General features: G+C 58.6%; 14 protein-coding genes. 3 read left to right on the forward strand and 11 right to left on the reverse strand.

Annotated features, from left to right (window positions below):
* Together Poly24_RS24065 and Poly24_RS24070 are read right to left on the reverse strand one after the other, a co-directional pair.
* Positions 1-2,232 (reverse strand): serine/threonine protein kinase, encoded by a 2,232-nt coding sequence (locus tag Poly24_RS24065; RefSeq protein ID WP_145101673.1) that lies wholly within the window; start codon positions 2,230-2,232, stop codon positions 1-3.
* 21 nt (positions 2,233-2,253) lie between these two features.
* Complete coding sequence (locus Poly24_RS24070) at positions 2,254-3,168, reverse strand: DUF1571 domain-containing protein (RefSeq protein WP_145101675.1); 915 nt, start codon at positions 3,166-3,168, stop codon at positions 2,254-2,256.
* Positions 3,169-3,301: 133 nt separating this feature from the next.
* Here Poly24_RS24070 and Poly24_RS24075 point away from each other — a divergent pair, with 133 nt between their 5' ends.
* Positions 3,302-3,931, forward strand: coding sequence for a thymidine kinase (locus tag Poly24_RS24075; RefSeq protein ID WP_145101677.1), 630 nt, complete (start codon positions 3,302-3,304; stop codon positions 3,929-3,931).
* On the opposite strand, the gene Poly24_RS24080 is transcribed toward Poly24_RS24075, so the two are convergent.
* The 4 genes from Poly24_RS24080 to Poly24_RS24095 form a co-directional block, all read right to left on the reverse strand.
* Positions 3,928-4,242, reverse strand: a complete 315-nt coding sequence (locus tag Poly24_RS24080) for a hypothetical protein (RefSeq protein WP_145101679.1) — start codon at positions 4,240-4,242, stop codon at positions 3,928-3,930. The two genes, Poly24_RS24075 and Poly24_RS24080, sit on opposite strands and share 4 nt — an antisense overlap.
* A gap of 162 nt (positions 4,243-4,404) precedes the next feature.
* Entirely contained in the window at positions 4,405-5,268 is an 864-nt protein-coding gene (locus Poly24_RS24085; protein ID WP_145101682.1) for a hypothetical protein, read from the reverse strand.
* A gap of 1,189 nt (positions 5,269-6,457) precedes the next feature.
* A complete protein-coding gene (locus tag Poly24_RS24090) occupies positions 6,458-7,453 on the reverse strand; it encodes a zinc metalloprotease (protein ID WP_145101684.1) in 996 nt (331 codons plus the stop codon).
* 87 nt (positions 7,454-7,540) lie between these two features.
* The gene (locus Poly24_RS24095; protein WP_145101686.1) at positions 7,541-9,736 is read right to left on the reverse strand and encodes a hypothetical protein; all 2,196 of its coding nucleotides are present in this window, start codon (positions 9,734-9,736) and stop codon (positions 7,541-7,543) included.
* 176 nt (positions 9,737-9,912) lie between these two features.
* Between Poly24_RS24095 and Poly24_RS24100 the strand changes: the two genes are divergently transcribed.
* The gene (locus Poly24_RS24100; RefSeq protein WP_145101688.1) at positions 9,913-10,902 is read left to right on the forward strand and encodes a dihydrodipicolinate synthase family protein; all 990 of its coding nucleotides are present in this window, start codon (positions 9,913-9,915) and stop codon (positions 10,900-10,902) included.
* Between the two features lie 181 nt (positions 10,903-11,083).
* Here the strand turns inward: Poly24_RS24100 and Poly24_RS24105 are convergent, their stop codons facing one another.
* The gene (locus Poly24_RS24105) at positions 11,084-11,482 is read right to left on the reverse strand and encodes a PepSY-associated TM helix domain-containing protein (protein ID WP_145101696.1); all 399 of its coding nucleotides are present in this window, start codon (positions 11,480-11,482) and stop codon (positions 11,084-11,086) included.
* A gap of 227 nt (positions 11,483-11,709) precedes the next feature.
* Entirely contained in the window at positions 11,710-12,774 is a 1,065-nt protein-coding gene (locus Poly24_RS24110) for a hypothetical protein (RefSeq protein ID WP_145101698.1), read from the reverse strand.
* A gap of 254 nt (positions 12,775-13,028) precedes the next feature.
* Between Poly24_RS24110 and Poly24_RS24115 the strand changes: the two genes are divergently transcribed.
* Positions 13,029-15,518, forward strand: a complete 2,490-nt coding sequence (locus Poly24_RS24115; protein WP_145101701.1) for a C2 family cysteine protease — start codon at positions 13,029-13,031, stop codon at positions 15,516-15,518.
* A gap of 245 nt (positions 15,519-15,763) precedes the next feature.
* Here the strand turns inward: Poly24_RS24115 and Poly24_RS24120 are convergent, their stop codons facing one another.
* From Poly24_RS24120 to Poly24_RS24130, 3 genes are all read right to left on the reverse strand, one after another.
* Complete coding sequence (locus tag Poly24_RS24120; protein ID WP_145101703.1) at positions 15,764-16,372, reverse strand: PepSY-associated TM helix domain-containing protein; 609 nt, start codon at positions 16,370-16,372, stop codon at positions 15,764-15,766.
* Between the two features lie 81 nt (positions 16,373-16,453).
* Positions 16,454-17,944: a DUF2271 domain-containing protein gene (locus Poly24_RS24125; RefSeq protein ID WP_145101705.1), complete on the reverse strand. Its 1,491-nt coding sequence runs from the start codon at positions 17,942-17,944 to the stop codon at positions 16,454-16,456.
* Between the two features lie 152 nt (positions 17,945-18,096).
* On the reverse strand, positions 18,097-21,192 hold the full coding sequence (locus Poly24_RS24130; RefSeq protein WP_197452137.1) for a DUF3386 family protein: 3,096 nt from the start codon (positions 21,190-21,192) through the stop codon (positions 18,097-18,099).
* Between the last annotated feature and the right edge of the window lie 122 nt (positions 21,193-21,314).

The raw sequence follows: 21,314 nt of genomic DNA on the forward strand, positions 1-21,314 counted from the left end.
TCACCGCGTTACGGATTGCTCTTGCGAAGGGCTGCTGAGCCGCGCGCCGTGCAGAGTATCGATTTCGCCGTGAGAGGGAATGATCGTATCCTTCCCGCTGAGGATTGTCGATCGGCGGTGGCTGCCGGTAAACACCTCGGTCCACCATTGCTGGGCGGCGTGTTGGTCCCAAACTCCATGATCGGGACAGGCCTGCAATAGGTCGACCAGCTCACGGACCGAATCAGGGCGTGAATCGGGGTTCTTGGAAAGACATTGCATGATCACCTTTTCGAACTTGCCATCGATCGCCTTCCCCGCCCGCTCGCTCGGTCGCAGCGGTTCTTCCTGCACTTGATTTAAGATCGCGTCAAGCGTTCCCGCGGCATCAAACAACGGTTTGCCCGTGGCAAGGAAGTAGCCGACCGCCCCGATCGAATAAATATCGCTGCGAGGATCGACACTCTTGGCATTGCGAATCGCTTCGGGCGACATGTACATCGGCGTTCCCGTCAACGACCCTTCATGCGTCACGTTGGCGCTATTAGGACTCGACTCCTTGACCAACCCAAAATCCAACAACTTGGCAAAGTCATAGATCCCACCACACTCGGTCAACATAATGTTTCCCGGCTTGATGTCGCGGTGGATCAAACCTTTGCCGTGGGCTTCGATCAACGATCCGCAGATCTGTAACAGAATCGCGATCACCCGCGACGCAGGCAATTCTCCGTAGTGCCGCACCATATCGTTCAGGTCGACCCCATCGAGATACTCCATCACATAGTAGAAGTCGCCGTTCTGGGTTTGCCCGTAATCGAAGACCGCGATCGTGTGTGGGTTCTGTAACTGGCTGGTCAATTCCACTTCGCGTTTAAAACGATGCAGCCGCTGCGGATCGCTCCCCTTGGTGTCCAACACTTTGATCGCCACGGGCCGCATCAACATCGCATGCTGGGCCTTGTAAACCGACCCCATCCCGCCAGCGCCAAGCACTTCCTCTAGCCGATACTGTCCCAGCTTACGTGCCAGCCGATGTTCCTTGCTGGCTTGACTCTCCACCCGTCGCGCGCGGATCGCATTGACGGCAACGGTCGCCGCGGTCAGCAGCAGCAAGGCCAGCAAACCAAGATTCGACCACCGCAGGACGTTCAATGGCCGATACGCTTCTTCCACTGCGATTTCGGTCGCGATCCCCATCTCATACTCCGGCAACCAACTCCAGGCACCGATCACTGGCACGCCACGGCAATCATTGTAGCCGGCGGTATCGACACCAGTTCCGCCACGCGTCGCATCCAAGGCCATCCGAGTAAACGGTTGTTGATCCAGTGGCTTAAGTGCTCGTTTCCCCGAACGCATATCGACCTCGGGGTCTCGAAGCTGGATGCTCAGGATCGCCGAAGTCGAGGGATCGGGATGCAGCAGGCCCAGGGTTCGCAGTTCGTCTTCGAAGCGACAGCGTGAGATCATGATGCCCTCTCGACTAAATGCAAACGTCTCGCCACTGTCGCCAACTTGCGAGGTGTCGAAAACCGAAGCAAAGTCTTTGGAGGGGGAAAGTAGAATCGCCAACACGACGCCACATCGTCCACTATCGTCGATGATCGGCGCGATTGCGGCCATCACCGCATCGCCGACTTTAAATTCCTGTTGGTCGGTCACGATCGGAACCGGGGCTCGGAAGGGGACGCTGACCGTCGCCTGGCCGCCCACGGCGCGATTCATCGCAACCGATGGCAATGGAAACCCGCTGCGGCCAACCAGTGAATCGTCCCACGCTGCCAGCACCACCCCAGCCGATGACTGCAACGTCCAACCGACGCACCGCTGAGGATCGATGTTGCGGACCAGCAGTTCACGCAACGCTTGGTATTCGGCATCGTTCTCGAGCATCCGCGGCGACAACGCCCGCGCCGAAGCACGCCGTTCAAACGCAAGCGACGGGTCCCGCACGACGTCCGCGATCCCCTGGCAATACGATTCTTGAACCCCAAACCACAATCGCATCGCCGAGGCGCTCGAATTCCGGATCGCCAACAATTGATTGCCGACAACCTTCATCATCGCGTCGTCGACCCGACCTTGGATCGCCACCCCCGCGATCAACGCCAAAATCAACAGCGCTATCGGAATCGCCGTATTCACATGTCGTCGGCCGTTCGACGGGCTGTCGGTCGATGGCGAACTGTCGGTTGTAGGCTTCAAATACGGCATGTTCAATGGAGGAACGATGGTTACTTCACGCCTCACGTGGGTATCCCACGGGGACGACTACAGATTGACCCGAAACGCGGGAAAATCATAAGTTTCATTGCTGGGGTCGAAGTCGGCGTCGGTCAGGCCGACGTTGGTTTCGATGTCATAATATGTGTATTCTTCGAGAACTTCGGACGCCGCGTCGCCGTCGCCCGTCGTGGTTTCGCCAGGCCAACCGTACGCCGCATAGCGGAGCGGAATCTGACGCTGGCTGTCAATGAAAATTTCGGCGTACTCAAAATTCAATTCGTCATGCGGTTGGATCAATTCGATACGGATCTGCTGGCACTCCCGATCGCCAATCATCTGCCCCTCGGCCAGCGTCACGCGGACCTGCGATTCCTGGAGATCCTCTTCACCACGGGCAATCAATTGCTCCACGAGGTTGAACAGACCGATCTCGGTGATCGGGTACAGGTTGCCATCCATCGCTCGCTCGCCACGTGGGTCCAGCGACGCTTGAGCGACGTTCAGCAAACCAGGCTCATGCGCGATCAAACGACCGTCGTTCTGATCCTCCGCCCAGATCACCTCCCGCCCTGCAACGCCCCGCGGCCGCAGGAACTTTAAGTAGACCCGCATCGGCTGCACCACCTCCTCTTTATCTAAGCGTCGGCACTGGACTTTAATCTCCATCTCGCTCTCTTCGGCCAGTTGCCCCTGAATCCGCTCTCGCTTGACCACGCGGCCGCGGTAATCGATCAGCTCGGCACGCATCGACGTCAGCCCCTGTCGAGCGATCGTGAGCGCTTCGGCGAGCGTCGACTCTTGAGCCCCCTCGGGAAGCGAGCCCATCGGCTCAGCCACCTGAACTACGCCCACCGAATCGTCGGGCTCGACGGATTCGCGTTTAAAACGCACCGAGAATATCAAAGCGATCACCAACCCTTGGCCGATGACGATCAACAGCAGAATCTGGTTTCGATTCATAGTTCCGTGTAAGCTTGTTCCGACAAATTAAATTCGCACCGCCCCCGGCCATTGGCCGACATCGACGCCTATCGTACGCCCTCCACTACGCAAGCGAAAGATGCACCACTAACCCACCTTTACATCGACAACCGTGGCAAAACTTTATTTCTACTACTCCGCCATGAACGCTGGCAAGTCAACCATATTGTTGCAATCCAGCTACAACTATCGCGAACGGGGGATGAACACGCTGATCTTAACCCCGGAACTCGATTCGCGATTCGGAGTGGGAAAGGTTAGTTCGCGAATCGGAATCGAAGCCGATGCGATCGTTTTCAATCAAGTTGACAACCTCCATCGCCAGATCGAAACCGAACTCCAGCGTGCACCATTACACTGTGTCTTTGTCGATGAGGCTCAGTTTTTAACAGCCAAACAAGTGCGACAGTTGAGCGACGTCGCCGACCATCTGGGCGTGCCGGTGATGTGCTACGGCCTACGGACCGATTTCCAAGGCAAGCTGTTCGACGGCAGTATGCAATTGTTAGCATGGGCCGATGTACTGACCGAAGTCAAAACGATCTGCCACTGCGGTCGCAAAGCGACGATGGTCTTGCGAATCGACCAACACGGGGCTCCGATCCAACAAGGAGACCAGGTTCAGATCGGTGGCAACGAACGCTACCTGTCGGTCTGCCGACAGCACTTCAAACAAGGAATGACGTCACGCCAAAGTGCCGAACTGCCGTTCGACGATCCCCAATCGCTCAAGAACCGCTAAACGACGTGATCGTCCGGTTCGCCGTTTAATTCGGGATCGACCCGGTCCTGCCAGTCCAATTGCACAAGATCTTCTCGCGTTGCCCAGCGGCTCTGCGGTCCCCACAGCGGATCGCTGCACTTGGGGCATCGCGCGTCCGACGCGTCGGGATATTGATGCGGCGTCGCGACATCCGGTTCCAACCAGATCGCCTCGCATTCGTCGCAGACCACGAGCCCGTGTGGATCGTTGGTCCCTAAGCCGCAGATTCGAATGCCCAACAGGCCCGCACCACATCGCGGGCAATAATCGATCGAATAATGGGGCGTCATCAATGCAGTCTCCAGGAAACGTCGCCGCAACACGTGCGGATTGGGCGTTGAAATTTTGTGTGGTGAGAGAAATCGACAGGCTTTCGCCGCAGGGGTCGATCCGGCAATCGACGTCGGGAACAACAGGATCGGTGTCGACGAGCTCCGGCTGTTTCGGCGTCGCTACAACGGATAAGCGGTAATCACGCGATCGCCATCCAATACGATCCGCACGCGGCGAGCCATCGGTTTCCGCATCCGATTGCCATCGCGGCCGCCGATGTATCCGATCCGCTTGCCCATGTCGACGGTATAAATCGTTCGCCCGTCGTCCTGGGTCTTGGTTGTCCCATGACCTCCCTTGGTCCCTTTTTCATAAGCCTGATCCAGCACTAACAACGTCTTTTCCATGCCGCCATCAAAGACACCGTGCTTCCCCGGCCGGCTCGGTTGGTCGGCGGTATGGCGTTCCAGGTGCTTTAAACGATGCCCTTCTTGGCTCCCCGGCGTGTATCGCAAACCGGCGGGGGACATGTAGGTATCCCGGCCGATCGATTTTAAGATCCCGTACTTTAAAGAGGGATCCGATTTTGCGATCGACGTTTTTTCAGGCGCCGATTTTGTCGGCGACAGTTTGGCGTCATCGCTCTGGCGGCTGCGATTGAACTGCGACAGCGGGCCGCCACCGGTTTTGGGAGCCGCCGACTTCTGCGGGTCCAACTTGGGCGAATTCTCGCCAGCCGTCGACGATTTATCGGCAGCCGTTTTGGTCGGCGAATCCGCCCGCCCCGAGGTGACTTGAATCTTGGGAGCTGTCGATTGGGAAGCGGCGTCGGTTGGCTCGATCGGTTTGTCGGGCCCAGCGACCATCGGAGCATCGGCCCCGACGTTGACCGGAAGCTTCGGCAGCGCGATTCCCAGTTGCTTGCTGAGGATCGGCTGCAGCAGCGCATACAGAACGATCAGGATGCCGATCGCTCCACCGCCAGCGGTCAGCTTTGCGGGCGACTTGCGGCCGGAAGAGGATTTTGAAGTCGTGTCGTTCATCGAGCTCTATAGGGATAAATACGAAAAGCATTGCAAGGAATCGGTCGCTTCATACTATGCCACCCACCACGCTCGGGAAAGTCTCGCAAATCTGAAACCACACGATCATACGCTACACGCGGATTTCAATCGATCCGATCCTTGCATTCGGACCTCCCCGAAAAACTCGCTAAACGCTCGTTTTCCGACCCTCCCGGCTTCGCCCGGAGGGTGAAGTTTGGTGCCAAACACAACAGCCTTCACCCTCCCCCAAACGAAGTTTGAAGGGGAGGGTCGAACAAGCGAAGCGAAGTTCGGGGAGGGGCGTCCGCAGGTAAATTTGTCGTCCTCGCCCCAGCGTTCAAGCCCTCCCCGAAAAACTAGCTAAACGCTCGTTTTCCGACCCTCCCGGCTTCGCCCGGCGGGTGAAGTTTGGGGCCAAACACAACACCCTTCACCCTCCCCCAAACGAAGTTTGAAGGGGAGGGTCGAACGAGCGAAGCAAAGTTCGGGGAGGGGCGCCCGCTGCAAATTCGCCATGCTCGATCCAGCATTCAAGCCCTCCCCGAAAAACTAGCTAAACGCTCGTTTTCCGACCCTCCCGGCTTCGCCCGGAGGGTGAAGTTTGGGGCCAAACACAAGACCCTCCACCCTCCCCCAAACGAAGTTTGAAGGGGAGGGTCGAACGAGCGAAGCAAAGTTCGGGGAGGGGCGCCCGCAACAAATTCACCATGCTCGATCCAGTATTCAAACCCTCCCCGGAAAACTAGCTAAACGCTCGTTTCCCGACCCTCCCGGCTTCGCCCGGAGGGTGAAGTTTGGGGCCACGTTCAACACCCTTCACCCTCCCTCAAACGAAGTATGAAGGGGAGGGTCGAACAAGCGAAGCGAAGTTCGGGGAGGGGCGCCCGCTGCAAATTCGCCGCGTTCGATCCAGCGTTCAAACCCTCCCCGAAAAACTAGCGAAACGCTCGTTTTCCGACCCTCCCCGGCTTCGCCCGGCGGGTGAAGTTTGGGGCCACGTTCAACACCCTTCACCCTCCCTCAAACGAAGTTTGAAGGGGAGGGTCGAACAAGCGAAGTTCGGGGAGGGGCGTCCGCAGGTAAATTTGTCGCCCTCGCCCCAGCGGCGAAGCCCTCCCCGGAAAACTAGCTAAACGCTCGTTTTCCGACCCTCCCTGCTTCGCCGGGAGGGTGAAGTTTGACTTCACTACGATTTACCTGAGTGCTTCTTCAAAGCGGCGCTCGCCCGCTTCAGCACCGCGCGATCGGCATGGCTCAGCGAATCGGCACCGTGTTGGGTCATCCGGTCGAGGATCTCATCGAGCTTGGCGATGTCGGAGGCTTCGCGAACCTCGCGGTGGTGCGCTTGACGAATCCGCCGAGCCCCTAACCATCCGATCGGCTGGTGCTTCGCGTCGATCACTCGAATCCGCGGATCGACTTTCTGTCCCGACATCCACAGCACCAGTCCCACCGCTGCCAGCACGGGCCATCGAGGCACCCCTTGGCGATCTTCAAACATCGCCACGGCAAGCGAAAGACCAACCATCGCAAACGCGATCCAGCCGATCGCGACCGCCGTGGCGTGAGCTCTCGACGAAGGGGTGTAGTGCGGCCGGAACGTCGCCACCAATCCGTCTAATAAGGTTCGACCATCGCATCGCCACAGCGGCAACATCTGGACAACCGAGAGCGTCATCGCGATCCAGGCAACAACTTTTCCGATCGACACGAGGTTCAGCCGGCCGACCAATTCGGGAGGTCGCAGCGGATCGAGCATCTGCAATAACGACGCCTCACCACGAAACATCAAGATCCCCGCGACAAGCAGTGCGAACAGACAACTGCTTGTCGGACCAGCCGCCGCGACGATCGCCTGCCTTGGTCCGCCAAAGATTCGATACTGACCGGCACCGCCATGCCCCGCGATCATCATCAACCGCGACTTGCCCCCCAACAGCCACGCTGTCACCGCGTGAGCACTCTCCTGCAATCCGCCGACAAATCCGATCGCCAACCAGACGACAAGAGCCAACCAGGGCAAGTCCTGGTTCCCCGGCCAGACCTTCAGCCACCATGCGGCGACAAACAATACAGCTCCCAGCCCCAGATAGCTCCACCCGATCGCGTAGGTCGTCCCACGCCAACGCCCCAACCGCAAACCGCTGGGCGTGAAATCGAAAATTTGACTGGGGCTTCGCATCGTAGAATCGACAGCGGTCAAGAAAAGGTTTTACGTTTTGGTCGAGCATTCAAAAGGAGGCACCCAAGTCCTTCGGGGCTCCCGTCATTATGGACCGACGGCAAGGACTTCGACGCGCTGCGGATCGAGGTCAGTGTCGAGTGGTTTGAGCCCCCCTTGGTCGACCATCGCTCGAATCAGCTCCCGCGTGATCGTCGGATCGAAGCCGTAATTCCCATCGCTGCGATACCTTTCGATCTCGCCCCAATGAACTAATACGTATCGAATCCCCCGTTGTTCAAACTCCCCTCGCCACTGGTCGGCTGGCAGGCGGGCGATCTCGGAAAGATCCGAAACGTTGAAACAAGTGCTGTAGCGCAGCGGGACTTCGTAATTAAAGATCGCAGCGTCGCCGACCAGCAACAACACTCCATCGGTCGACTGCAGATTCCGGTTGGCCCACAGAACGTGTTCGGGAATGCGAATCGAATCGGTCGGCTCGCTCCCCTCGCGGCGAATCGCACTCGTGTCGACCAACAGCCGCGGATCTCCCAACGTTGGCGAAACGGCCAGCAAGACCAGATTGCAGAGAATGCCAACGGTCAGGCAAATGCTGGCCAACGGACGCCCCAGCTGTTGGAACATCGTCTGGATTCCAAAACCGGCCAACAGCATCGCAAGCGGGATCGTCGGCAATAAGAACCTTTCCAGATGGTGAGTCAGTAACCACCAGACAGCAAACACAAAGAGAGCGATCGCCGCGGTAATCCGCACCGCGGGGGATCGCTTGAACCGCAGCAGACCGATCAGGGCCAGCGGGATCAGGATCGCCCCTTGCGATTTCCAGCCCCAAGCGATGTTGAACAGCGAGTCGACCAGCGCCGACAACGAGCGTGTGGGGACCGCGTGGGCCGCTTGCCATTGAGCGATCTTGGCTTCGGAGAACTGGTAGCCGCCCAGCAAACCAGCCGCCAACGGATAGACGGGGTTATGCGCCAGCACCGCATTTTTCGCCAACCACGGACCCGCAGTCAGAGCGCATCCTAAGAAAAACATCCCCAGGAGGCGGAGGTCGATCGGAGTTTTCGATCGCTGACGAGTGATCTGCCACGCGGCTAACAAACCAACGGGCAGGCAGACGAATAGCAGCGCCGGGTATTTGCAGGCCAGCGCGCTGCCAGCCAGAAAGCCGCCCCAAAACATCGCCGCCGGCTGCGTAGCCAACTGGTGGCGCAACGCGGCCAGAGCCAACAACGCGGCTGCGAAGTAGCAGGCGACCGCCGGTTCGATCAGTCCCAAGACGGTGACTTCAGCAAACGCCAAACCGCTGCAGGCGACCGCCACCAACCAGCATGCCGCTTGGCCGCCGACCCAGCGTCGCGACAAGCAAGCGGTCGCGCCGATCGCCAGAATCCAGTACAGAAACATCGTCGATTTGCCCGCCAAGCCGCCCCACCACCAAGCGTCTTCGATTCCCAGAGCCCCGGCCCAAGACATCGCCGCCAGCGACTGCATCTCCGCTGCCATCGGCATGTTGGCATAGATGTTTTGCTCGGAAAATCCGATCCGCCCCTCCTGAAACCACTGCTTCGGCGCCCCCTGATGGTATTCCAAGACGTCGAATTCATTGCTCGGCAGAAGACAGCGGATCGCGACCAATGCGATCCCGATCAGCGTTAACCCCACCGCCAAGGGATGCTCTCGCGCGGGGCGAGCCAGCTGTCTGCAGGTGTCGCAAATTTGCTCGCGACCGATCGACCGGTGGACCCCCAATGCGAGTGCGATCGCGATTTGGATGGCTCCCAAGATCGGCATCGCCGCGCGATAGCTGACCCAGCCGGCCAGCCCCAACATCAGTGTTGCAGTCGCTTGCAGCGACAGGCCGATCGCCAGACCAAGGATCGCGACTTCGATCCCTCGCATCCGGCGAGCAATCCCGCTGACCCGCAGCAATTGCCCTCCCAGCAGCCAACTGGGCAAGGTCACGGCAGTCACAATCATCAAAACCCGCAGTCGATCGACCCAACCGCGCCAGCTGACCACGCCATCGGTCCAGGCGGCGAAGATCTCATCGGGCAGGAAAAACAGGCTGAAAAGCAAATGCCAGCGGGGGTGAGAGCGATCGGTTTGACCACCGTCATACAGTATATGTGTGACCCACACGCAAAGCCAAAGTCCCAAAAGGGCGGGAATCGCAATCTGGTAGACCAGGCGGAGCCATGAAAACTCGGCGGCCCCGACCGCTGGGGGCGTCAGTGGATGTGGGTCGCCCTGGGTTTTCGGTTTACGGCGACGGGAAGTCATTTTTGTTGCGTTTCTCGGAAACTTCGGCAGTACCAACTCAATAGGTTCAAACTACTATTGTAGGTAACCTGTCGCGATCTGGATCGATCGCGACGATACTCGACCTATCGGGCTGGCTCAGGCTACATTGTTCCTTGCCCGCTGACCATACTCTCCCTCCTTCCCTTAGCGAATCGATGGCCCAATCCAATCGCATCACCGGCATCCTGACCCCAAACATCGTCCCGCTGGACCCTCGCGGCAACGTCGATGAACAAACGTTGCGAGGCTACGTCGATTGGTTGATCGCCCACGGCGTTGATGGGTTGTATCCCAACGGCAGCACGGGTGAATTCGTTCGCTTTACCTCAGCCGAGCGCCGCGAGATTGCTCGGATCGTGATCGATCAAGCCGCCGGTCGCGTTCCCGTTTTGGTCGGTGCGGCCGAAGCGAACGTCCGCGAAACGATCAAGGCCTGCGACGCGTATGGCGAAATGGGTGCCCAAGCGGTTGCGATCGTCGCTCCTTATTATTTCAAGTTGAGCGACGAAGGCGTTTACAGTTATTTCCGTGAAATCGCCGACGCCGTTTCGGTCAACGTCACGCTCTACAACATTCCGCTGTTTGCGTCGGAGATCGATCTGGCCACGGTCCGCCGTCTGGCCGAAGAGTGCCCTCGCGTGGTCGGCATCAAAGACAGCTCGGGCGACCTGCCCCACATGATGCGGATGATCGCCGCGATTCGCCCGCAGCGACCGGAGTTCAGTTTCTTGACGGGCTGGGATGCTTCGTTGTCAGCGATGCTGTTGATGGGAGCCGATGGTGGCACCAACGCGACCAGCGGTGTTGTCCCCGAACTGACCGCCGCGGTCTACAAGGCTTGCAAAGCGGGCGACTTGAGCGAAGCGGTTCGCTTGCAAAACGAATTGACGCCGCTGTTCGATACGATGATCGGAACGGGCGAATTCCCCGAAGGCTTCCGCGCCGGCCTGCGAACTCGCGGCTGGGACATGGGGCGCAGTCGTCAACCGATGACCGCCGCACAATACGACAAGAGCGCGCAGACCGAAGCCAAAATCAAAGGAATGCTGACGTCGTACACCAACGGCGCCGTAACCTCCGCCTCCGCGACTCCTGAAAGCATCGACGCCATCGTCCGCCGCGTCCTCAGCGAACTGAAAGCGTAGCCGAATCAGTCCGCCCTTCTCGTTTAACCGCGTGGGCATCGCCCCGCGCGTCCGGCATTTCCAGCACCCCAATTCCCAAAGCCGCTACCGCGGCTTCAAGACAGTTGAAACGCTGAGCGTGCATTCCTCACAGGCCGGTGGCCGCCACAGGGAGCCTTTCCAAATCCATTGTTTTGGATATTCAGGCGACGCCGAGGATCCAGACGGCCAACACGGCGATGGTTCCCGCTAGGGCGGTGAGGACTCCGGCGACGCGGCGTTTTTTGAGATAGAAGAGCAGCCCAAACCCGGACAGCGACATGATCGCCATCAGGATTGCCGAGCCGTCGATCAACAGGCTCCAAGCCGGGCCACTGTCGCGTCCCTTGTGGAGATCGTTCATGATCGCCACGGCGTTGCTGGAGGTGACGGTCAGCGAGTAGTTGCCGGTTTCGCGGTCGACAAAAACATCCGCCGCATAACCGGGAGACTTAAAGACCAACATGCATTCGTAGTCGTCGGTCTCAAATTCTTTGACCCGTCCTTTCAGACGATGTTCGGCCCGCAGCGTCTCGGCAATTCGGGCGGAAAGGACAGACATATTTACTTCACGGCGAATCGTTCTAAACTGTTAGTTTCACTGACACTCCACGAAGGGCGGCACTGGATATTTATCGAGGAATCTGGGAGCGAGGGAATGTTTCTTGTACCCAGATTTTGTTCATCGCGACAGCCACAGCCAGTAGAGCGTGTTCTGCCGGATCGGCTGAAGCGGGAACTCGATTGCCATGAGCGGGCTTGAGCAGAATCCCCCAAGCGTGTTAGAGATCAGTCGGGCGGTTGGGGTGCGACGTTGCTGAAGCGGTGCCCGGGGGCGATGGTGATCGCGGCGACGGCCTGGTCGCTGGAGGCGAAGAAGCTGCCGCGGAGACTTTTGGCATGCAGCATCTTGTCGGTCCGGCGCTGCCACTGCCGGTGCGTTGTCGACAAGCGGACAAAAATTTCTTCGACACCCGCTGCCATGTTCGCCTTCCCATCGCGATACATCCGTCCGGTGTAATCGAGTAGCAGCAGATAGCTCCCCAGCGGGAACGATTCCAACATCCCCTCGCGAAAGCCGCCAGCTTCCGCGGCGATGCACCGCCGGTCCTCGAGCGGGACGAGCCAAAGATTTTGTTCCATCTCGCCGGCGACGACGCTCGCTGCAACACTCCCCTGCCGAGCGGCTCGCAACCGCTCGATTTCTTTTTCACCCTTTTGACAAACGTGGGCGACACGTTGGTGGATCGAGGTGTGCAGCCCCTGCTCGGGAGCCGAGGCCTTGCCCGCTGCCAGCGGGTTCAGGTCGATGTAGCTGCTGGTCGCCAACAGCGCTTGGTCGTCGAGCATCGCGATGCTCTTGTACCGCGCCTCCCAAAACGTTCCGTGGCAGCCGTCGGCCTTGTTGGCCAGCCTGCCCAACGGTTCCTTGAAGGCCTTCATGAACCAGCCGAGTTTTTTCAATCGCTCCCGCAGAACCGCCACCCGTCGTCGATCGATCGCCTGGCTTTCGACAAACTGACGGACAACTTTTTCATCGTTCGACTTGAGCGTTTTGGGTGGGTAGATCGCGATCCAATGCCGCACGACCTCCTGCTGACTCCAGCGGTCGGACACCTCTGGATCGAGCCTGCAGAGGAGGTGCAGGTGGTTATCCATGACCGAAAACCCACCGACGGAGATCCCGAAGTGCGCGTCGAGCAACTCGAGCCGATCTTCGATCCACTGCCGCCAATCGGGGCGTTTGGGATAGTCTTCGTCGTGGAACAGAAACGCTTGCCGCACGCAGCGGGAGATGCAGTGATACCACCGCGTGACCGCCGGATCGACGAGAAACTTGCGCGCCATCGTCATCGAAAAATCCCTCCACGAAAACGCCCCTGTAAATGGAATCGCAATGACAACGCGGACCATGGGCAAACGAAGAGGCCTATCCTCAACGCTCTCAACGCTCCCCCCTTAACGTCCAACAACGACAATCCAACCGGCGATAACCCGCAACGTCTTGGCCTGCTGCTCTCCCTATCCGGAAAAATATTGTCCGCTTTCTCGAAGGACTCCCCATTTGGACACAGACACCTGCATCACTTCACCACACGGAATTCCCCATGTCCAAGCAAAATGCAAACGGAAAAAAGCGAAACCGCAAATTGTGTATCGAAGCACTCGATGCTCGCAAACTGTTGGCGGCAAACGTCTTTGGCGATTTCAATGGGGACGGGTTTGACGACGTCGCGGTTGCCGATGCACACCACGACATCGGAACGCGCAAAGATGCGGGGATCGTTCGCGTGACCTACGGATCTCGCAATGGCTTGTCCGGTGGCGAAGCACAGGCATTGACGCAAACAGCGGCTCGCAATGCCGAATCCTATGACCGTTTTGGCGAGGCCTTGGCGGTGGGCGACTTCAATAAAGATGGGTATGACGATTTGGCCGTTGGGGCCCCAGACGAGGATGTCGGGAGCCTAAAAGACGCCGGAATGGTGACCATCTTCTATGGCTCAAACAATGGCCTGAAGACGACGGGCGTTCGACACATCCACCAAAACACTAGCGGTATCCAAGGCACCGCAGAGAAGGGCGACAATTTTGGTGCCGCGTTAGCCGCCGGAGATTTCGACAACGATGGTTTCGATGACCTAGCGATCGGAGCCCCGGAGGACAGCGTTTCTGGCGAGGAGCGGGCAGGGCTTGTCAACGTCGTCTTCGGTTCTTCCAAAGGACTGCAGAGTCGAGATGCTTTGATCTCGCAGAACACCAGTGGTGTTCGCGGTGTATCGGAGAAGAATGACTACTTTGGCAGCTCCCTGGCCGCGGGGGACTTCAACGGCGACGGTCGCGATGATTTGGCGATCGGCGTTCCCAAAGAGGACTTCAGCGGCCTCACCGACGCTGGCGTCGTCCAAGTGCTCTACGGGACAAGTCGCGGCCTGACCACCTCGGGTGACGAGTACTATCATCAGAACACGTCCGGAATCCTCGGCACGGCGGAAAGTGGAGATCGATTCGGCACCGACCTGGCCGCCGGTGACTTCAATGGCGACGGAAGAGACGACCTTGCCATTGGAGTACCGTACGAAGATATCCGATCGATTCGCGAAGGAGGCCAGGTCAGCGTCATCTATGGCGAGAAGTCTGGGCTGGGAACAAAGGATGCGGTCTTCTACCAAGGGAACAACGGAATCGCTGGCACTGCCGAAGCCTATGACCGGTTCGGATTTCGAATCGCCACCGGTGACGTTAACGGCGACGGCCACGACGAGCTGCTGATCGGCACACCCTACGAAGACCACAGCGGCCGAACCGACGCCGGGGCACTCTCAGTGATCTACGGTTCGAAATCAGGACTCGGGACCAAAGACGTGATCCTTTCGCAAGCAATCGATTCGATTGCCGGCGCTGCCGAACACAAAGATTACTTTGCCCACGACGTGGTCTTTGGGGACTTCAACGGCGACGGAAAAGATGACATTGCCGCGGTGGTCAGTGGCGAGAACTTCGGCGCGTTGAGTACGCCCACGGCAATCAATGTCATCTACGGCACAACATCGAGTCTGTCGTCGGCGAAGAATCGATTGTTGGTTCACGGATACAAGACGTCGTCTGGAATGTCGTTGACCGCGGGCGATGATTCCGAAACCGAACCGGTCTACCGACCTACGGAAGTGACGGGTTCCTTTCTAAGCGAAACAGTGGATGTCGATATTCCGCAGGAAGTGTCGGGTTCCTTTCTGATCGACTTTGATCCCAAGGCGATCGCCAAGACGGGTGACGGTGATGCCGAGGCATTCTCCTACAACGATATCCAGCAACAAAGCTCTGCGTCGTGCATCTTCGCATCCTCGCTAGCTGCCGTGGCCCGAACCGATTTCGATTTTGCCAGCCATATCAAGTATGCGGGAACCGATGGTGAATCCTACGAGTACAAGGTCAAGCTGTACCATCACGAGACACTCAAAGCCCAATGGGTCACCGTGCGATATGACGGCACCCGCGAATCCGTCGACATGGGGTACTCCGACAAAGGTGAATTCTGGACAGCCCTGTACCTGCGAGCCTATGCGAACATGTACAAATTCAAACTTTCTGAATTGGCTGCACCGCAGGATAAGGACGCACCGGATTCAAACGCTCTCTACCGAAACACGCGCACCGCCATGCAAACCATCACGGGCGCAAAGGCGGACTGGGACGATATCAGCAGCAACGCGACCAGTCAGCAACAAAAGATCCAGAAGGCGATCGCGAGTGGCAATGCGGTGATGGCCGTGACAAGGAAGAATCCATCCGCAACGAACCCATCCAAGAAAGACATCCCCAAGAAAGGTAGCGTCGGCAACACGGGATTGATCTACGGCCATGGCTATACCGTATTGCGAGTCGACAATGTTGGCTCCAGCAGCGCTTCGGTCACCCTCCGCAACCCCTGGGGCAAAGACAACAACCTGAGTGTCAGTCAGTATAGCGACGGCTTCAGTTCGAGCAGCCGATTCGAAGGCGATCGCGTCAATAGCGTCCGCGAAGACGGACTGATCCGGATCTCATGGACCGATTTCCAACGATACTTCAATGGTTACAACATCGGCAAAGTCTGATCGGTTCGATCACGCCAGGGCGCAATATCGGTCGCCGTTGAAATCGTAACAAACGAGGAAACGTCGATACCGCAACGATCAATCGAATCCGTTTTGGAGGTCTACTCCAAACGCGGATTCGATTCTTTTGCGTCGCACTTGGAAATGGTGAGATCCTGCGCCCCTCTGCCCACCAACACCGTGAACTCGGACCGATGGTCGACGCATTCGCAACCAAGGGCAAACACGACACAGCTGGCGATCTATCAAGCGACGCCGAGGATCCAGACGGCCAACACGGCGATGGTTCCCGCTAGGGCGGTGAGGACTCCGGCGACGCGGCGTTTTTTGAGATAGAAGAGCAACCCAAATCCGGACAGCGACATGATCGCCATCAGGATTGCCGAGCCGTCGATCAACAGGCTCCATGCGGGGCCACTGTCGCGGCCCTTGTGGAGATCGTTCATGATCGCCACGGCGTTGCTGGAGGTGACGGTCAGCGAGTAGTTGCCGGTTTCGCGGTCGATAAAAACATCCGCCGCATAGCCGGGAGATTTGAAGACGAGCATGCATTCGTAGTCGTCGGTCTCAAACTCTTTAACCCGTCCTTTCAGACGATGTTCCGCCCGCAGCGTCTCGGCGATCTCCAGCTCATCGACCTCGCCGGCCAACAACTGCGTCGGCAACTGCCCCGATTGATCGACCACATTTTGAACGCTGCCGCCGAACCAAGTCGGATGATTTAGCGTGATCCCGGTCAGCGCAAAAAACATCAGCGACGCAAAACTCAACATCGAAAGATAGATGTGCAGCCAGCGGAAGGCGGCGGCCGATTTGCGATACAGCCAACGGCTTGGCTTTGGATCAGGAGGCATATGCGGAGCGGCGGGGTTCGGACCTGCGTCGCTCGTTGGGATGCCCACAAGCGACGCGTGTTGAAGTTCTTGAGTCGCAAGTTATTGAACTGCGGGAACGATCTGATAAGCCGCCTGAGAAATCTCGATGTTTCCCTTCAGCTGCGTCTTCTCGACGGCGTCGGTTCCCCAGTCGATGCGTTGGCGGATGATCTTGTAAGTCCCGTTCTCTCGGGCCGCTTCCAGGCACAAAGTGTAGCGTCCTGTTGGCAGAGGCTCTCCCGAGTTGTCGGTCCCATCGAAATGAGCTTCGTATTCTCCCGGCCCACGCGTCGCGCCGGAGATCGCTTCGATCAGGTCGGTCTTTTCGACGATCTTTCGCATCCGGTCGTTGCGATACCAACGCGTCAGGTCGCGATGCCAACGCGGCCCTGGTTGTTCGGTCTGCATCCACAGGACCGCGGTTTTGACGGGAAAGCCATCTTCGTCCTCGAGCCATACGGCAAGGTAGGGACGTCGATAGCTGCTGCCCGAAGGACGTTCGAGCTTAAACCAAACATGGACCCCAGCCTGCTTGGCATCGGCGGCAGCGATCAATCGCGAAGCGGGTGAAGGATCGGCCGCTGGCCAGTTTGCCGAACGGTGGACCTTCCCTTCCCCATCGACGATCAAACATTCACAGCCCGATTTCCCGTCGATCCACTGGATCGCTTCATGCGTGGGGAGGACCGAGATCGTGGTGGCCAAAGCATCCGCAGTGATCGCGTCGGCAGCGAGCACGCTGGCGCTGATCGCATGTCCGACGGGCAGCGCGGATCGAGGATCAAACAGATGTGGGACCTCGCGTTCGCCGATTTGCAGCGATCGCCGATAGGTGCCGCTGGTCGCCACCGCGACCTCGCCGTCGGCGGTGAACTCGACAAGTGGTTTTGCGTTTTCGCTAGGCCGCCGCGGATCGGTGATCACGATTTTTGTCGCTCCGTCGCCGATCGTGCGCAGGTCGCCGCCGACGTTGATCGAAAATCGATCCCCCGGCGACAGGTGCTTTGAAACGACTTCGCAAACGCGATCGAGGATATAGCCTTTTGCAAGCGAATCCAGATTGATCCGGTGGTCGGTCAGGCGGCGGACACGCTCGTTGCTGAACGAAACAGCTGGCTCGGCAAGCGACTGAACCATCTGGTTCCTTGACGCATCCGACGGACTACGCCCAGCCTTCGCTTCGCTTTTCCAAAGTTCAGCGATCGCGGCGGCGCGGATATCAAACGCACCGTGGCTCTCCCGCCGAATGTGTTCGGCCCGTTGCAGCACCGCGATCAACTCGACCGATAGAGCCGCATCGACGCCAACGGGCTGCTTCAGCCAACGGCTCAGTTCGCTATCGTCGCGATAGCTGCTGAAGATCGCGTCCAAGCGGCCGATCTCGGTCAGTGATTCGGATTCGATCGTACGCGCCAACTGTGGCGACGCGACGTGGACGTCGAGGGTGAGCGAAGTCCCCAAAACGTTTTCGTGCTGGAAGCGATGTTCGTCCGCCGAGAGGGAAGCGGAAAGGAAGATCGCCGCGATGAGGGTCAGTGGGATGCGAAACATGAGTCGGTGCAATTGCTTGGGAGGAAAGTGGGGCAAAGACTTTCGCCGACCGACCGAGAGGCTGTCGGCGTGGAAACGATCACGTTGCCGCACCGATCGCCAGCGTGTCGGCTGGCGATGGCGTGGTGCGAGGCAACGATCGGTAACTGCTTCTAGGACGCGGAACGTCGCACCTTATCGGCGTCGCGTTGGGCTTGGTCCGCTTTTCGCTGAGCCGCGTCGGCGTCGCGTTGCAACGCATCGGCTTTGGCCTGTGCCGCTTCCGCAGAACCGGTGGCTGCTTTCGACTTCTTTCCCTTCGCCCGTTTAGGCTCCTTGTCGTTCTTCTTCTCCGCCTTCGAGTCCGACTCCGCCGCAGCCTCTTTCTCCGCCGCTGCGTCGGCTTCCATCTTCGCTTTCGCCTCGGTGAAGCTGATCAATTGATCGCCGTCGGAATCGGCTGCGGCAGCAAAGTCTGCCATCCGTTTGCCAAGCTCTTCACGGCTCAGCTTGCCATCTTTGTCGACATCTTTTCGCATCAGCATCTTGGCATTTTTCGCTGCTTCGTTGCCGCCGCGACGACCGCCAAAACTCATCGCCGCAATTTTTTCAGGGACCGCGGCGGGGTTGGGGTCGTAGAGATGGAACTGAGCCAATTCGTCGTTGTTGCGGTCGATCCCGAAGAACAACAACCGGCCGCTCATGTTGAACAGGTTCATCGATGCATCGACACCCTCCAACGATTCGGCCAGCGTGCTCCAGGCGTCGGTTTCGCTGTCGTAAACCTCCAGCTTCGAGCATGGGGCGAAATGACCTTCGTCGTTGCTAAAGCCACCAAACAGATAGATCTTCTTTCCGTCGACGCAGACGGTCGGGAAGACGCGCGAGGCCGAAGGGGATGGGGCGGTTCGCCACGTTCGCTGTTCCATATCGAAGACGTCGACGGTCGATTCGATCCCCGTTCCATCTCCCAGTCCACCGATCAGGAAATATTCGTTGCCGATCTTGGCACCGCCAAACGAACGACGAGGGTGTGGCAATTGGACCTCCGGCAATGCCCCGATCTCCGACTGGTCGCCCCACCAATGCAACACGCTTCGGGCAAGCCCTTGGTCGCCACCGGCATCGCTGCCGCCAAACAACCAGAGGGCGTCGTCGTGAGCGACCGCTTCGGCCATCGCTCGCGGCACGGGCAGTTTGGTTTCGGCAACCGACCACTTTTTCGCCTCGGGATCAAACTGCAGAACCGAGTCGATCGAATGGAATTCCTTTTCGCCAAAGTTCATCCCGCCAGCGACGACGATCGTCTTGTGTTCGCTGGTCTGGCGGTTGACCACGCCGGCGCCGCTTTGCACGGGAAAGGGCATCTCGGGCAATGGCGTCACCGATTGGTTGGCGATGTCAAACGCAAACGCTTCGGCGACAAATGCCTCTCGACTGAAATCGTGCGGCTTGCGACTGGCGTTGCCTCCCATCGCGTAAAGAGTCGTTCCGTCGAGCACCAATGCTTGGCTGTGTTTTGCCTTGCCAGTATAAGGAACCGTCCAGGAGACCAATTTCTCGCCTGGTTGCTTGTTGGGATCGACTCGCAGCGATTCGACGACGGACAGTCGCCCGGCGCCGGACGCTCCCGTTCCACCCAAGGCGATCAAGCGATCTTCGCCCACAGGCAACAAACGCAGGAACATCCGAGGGTACAGCAGCCGATCGGCGTTCTCCCACGCTTGTCCGTCGCTCTTCAAGCGGTAGACCACGCCCGAAGCGCCGGTGGAGTAGAGGTGCCCGCCGACGGCGAAGGTGCTCGTGGCAAATCCTGTCATCGGGCTGTCGCCAACCATTTCAGGGCCCTCGGACCAAGTGCATGTCGACGGATCGTAGACCGACGTTTTGCGAAGGAACCCGCCGGGACTGATGCCTCCCAAGACGTACAGCTTGCCGTCGTGCTCGGCGACCGATGCGGCACGCAGCTTGTAACCGGGGCCATCGATCGTTTTCCAACCCGCGTCGGGTTGATCGAGATCAAAGACGCTGACCGTTTCATTCCAAGGGGCATCGCGCGAACCGTCTTTCCCCTGCAGATTCCATCCGCCAACGGCATAGACCTTGCGATCGACGACCGCCGCATCCAGCGAGGAGCGCGGTTCGGGCAGCTTTGCCAGATCGGTCCACTTATCCGCTTCGATGTCATAGCGAGCGAAGTGGTCGGTCGAATTGAAGATCGCTTCGGATTCCGTTTCTCCTGTCAAAAAGGAGAGCCCACCGACACGGTAGATGTATTTGCCGTCGGTCACCAAAGCGGTGCTTTGAGCCGATTGGTGCATCGCAAGTTCTTCCCACTGCGCCGCGGGATCATCGAATTTGATACGACGGAAATGTTCGACCAACAGGTCTTTTCCGAAGCCGTGCGCGTCGCCGCTGTGGCCGCTGAAGACGTACAGATACTCTCCCACCACGGCGGCACCAAAACTGGTGAGCGATTCGGGGAGCGGGCGATGCAGTTTTGAGCTCGACAGGAGCTTCGCTTTTTGCGGTGGAGCGTTTTGCGAAAGCTTGTGCTTGGTGAATTGCAGCTGGCGAGTTTGACGACCGCCGTCGGCCGATGTTTCGATCGTCAGGCAGCCCTCGGGCAACAGGAAGTCGCCGACCGAGGTCCAAGTGAATCGGTTGACGACGTTTTTCGTGATGTCTCCCGTCTTGGGATCGCGGTAGGTCACCGATGACGTCTCGGGCAAGACCTTGCCATTTCCGGCGTCGAAGAACTCGACGTTGGTGATCTCAAACCAATGCGAATCGTTTTTGCGGTGCACCTCGCGGATCAAGCCGTCCTGGATCCGGAACGTGCCGCTGCCATCGAGCCGGGCGACGAAGAGTCCAAAATCTGCCGAAGCTCCGCTTTCTGCAAGTTTCACTTCGGTCGCCGCGCTACCGGGGCGGCGATGCCCGATCACCGAACGCAGCTTTGAATTCACCCAGGGTTGGATCGCGTCGTCGGAGATCGACAGTTCGTAATCGAAGTCGTCGGTGACGAGGATCGATCCGGAGTGCGCGACGCCATCGGTTTGCACGCGGACGTCGGCGGTGAAGCCGGGAAAGTCGATCCAGGCCAGCCGCGCGTCGTGAGCGGCTTGCATGGCATCGCGAGCGGTTTTGTCGGTTGCGGTCGCAGCCGGTTTGGCGGTCGCCGTTTGGCTCTCTTCGGCGCGTCCGAAAGACGCTGCAACAAGGGTTGTCGCAGCGATCAGGTGCAGAAAGTAGATTCGGTTCATCATGTTGGACTTCATAATGGTTTGGTTAGGACAAATTCCCAGACGAAACGGCATCGGGGAATGCTCTATTCCTCACGCGTTGGCAACTCACTTTGGAATCCCGGAGTCTCCAGCGTGTATTCGGG

Source organism: Rosistilla carotiformis (genome assembly GCF_007753095.1).
Lineage (GTDB): Bacteria > Planctomycetota > Planctomycetia > Pirellulales > Pirellulaceae > Rosistilla > Rosistilla carotiformis.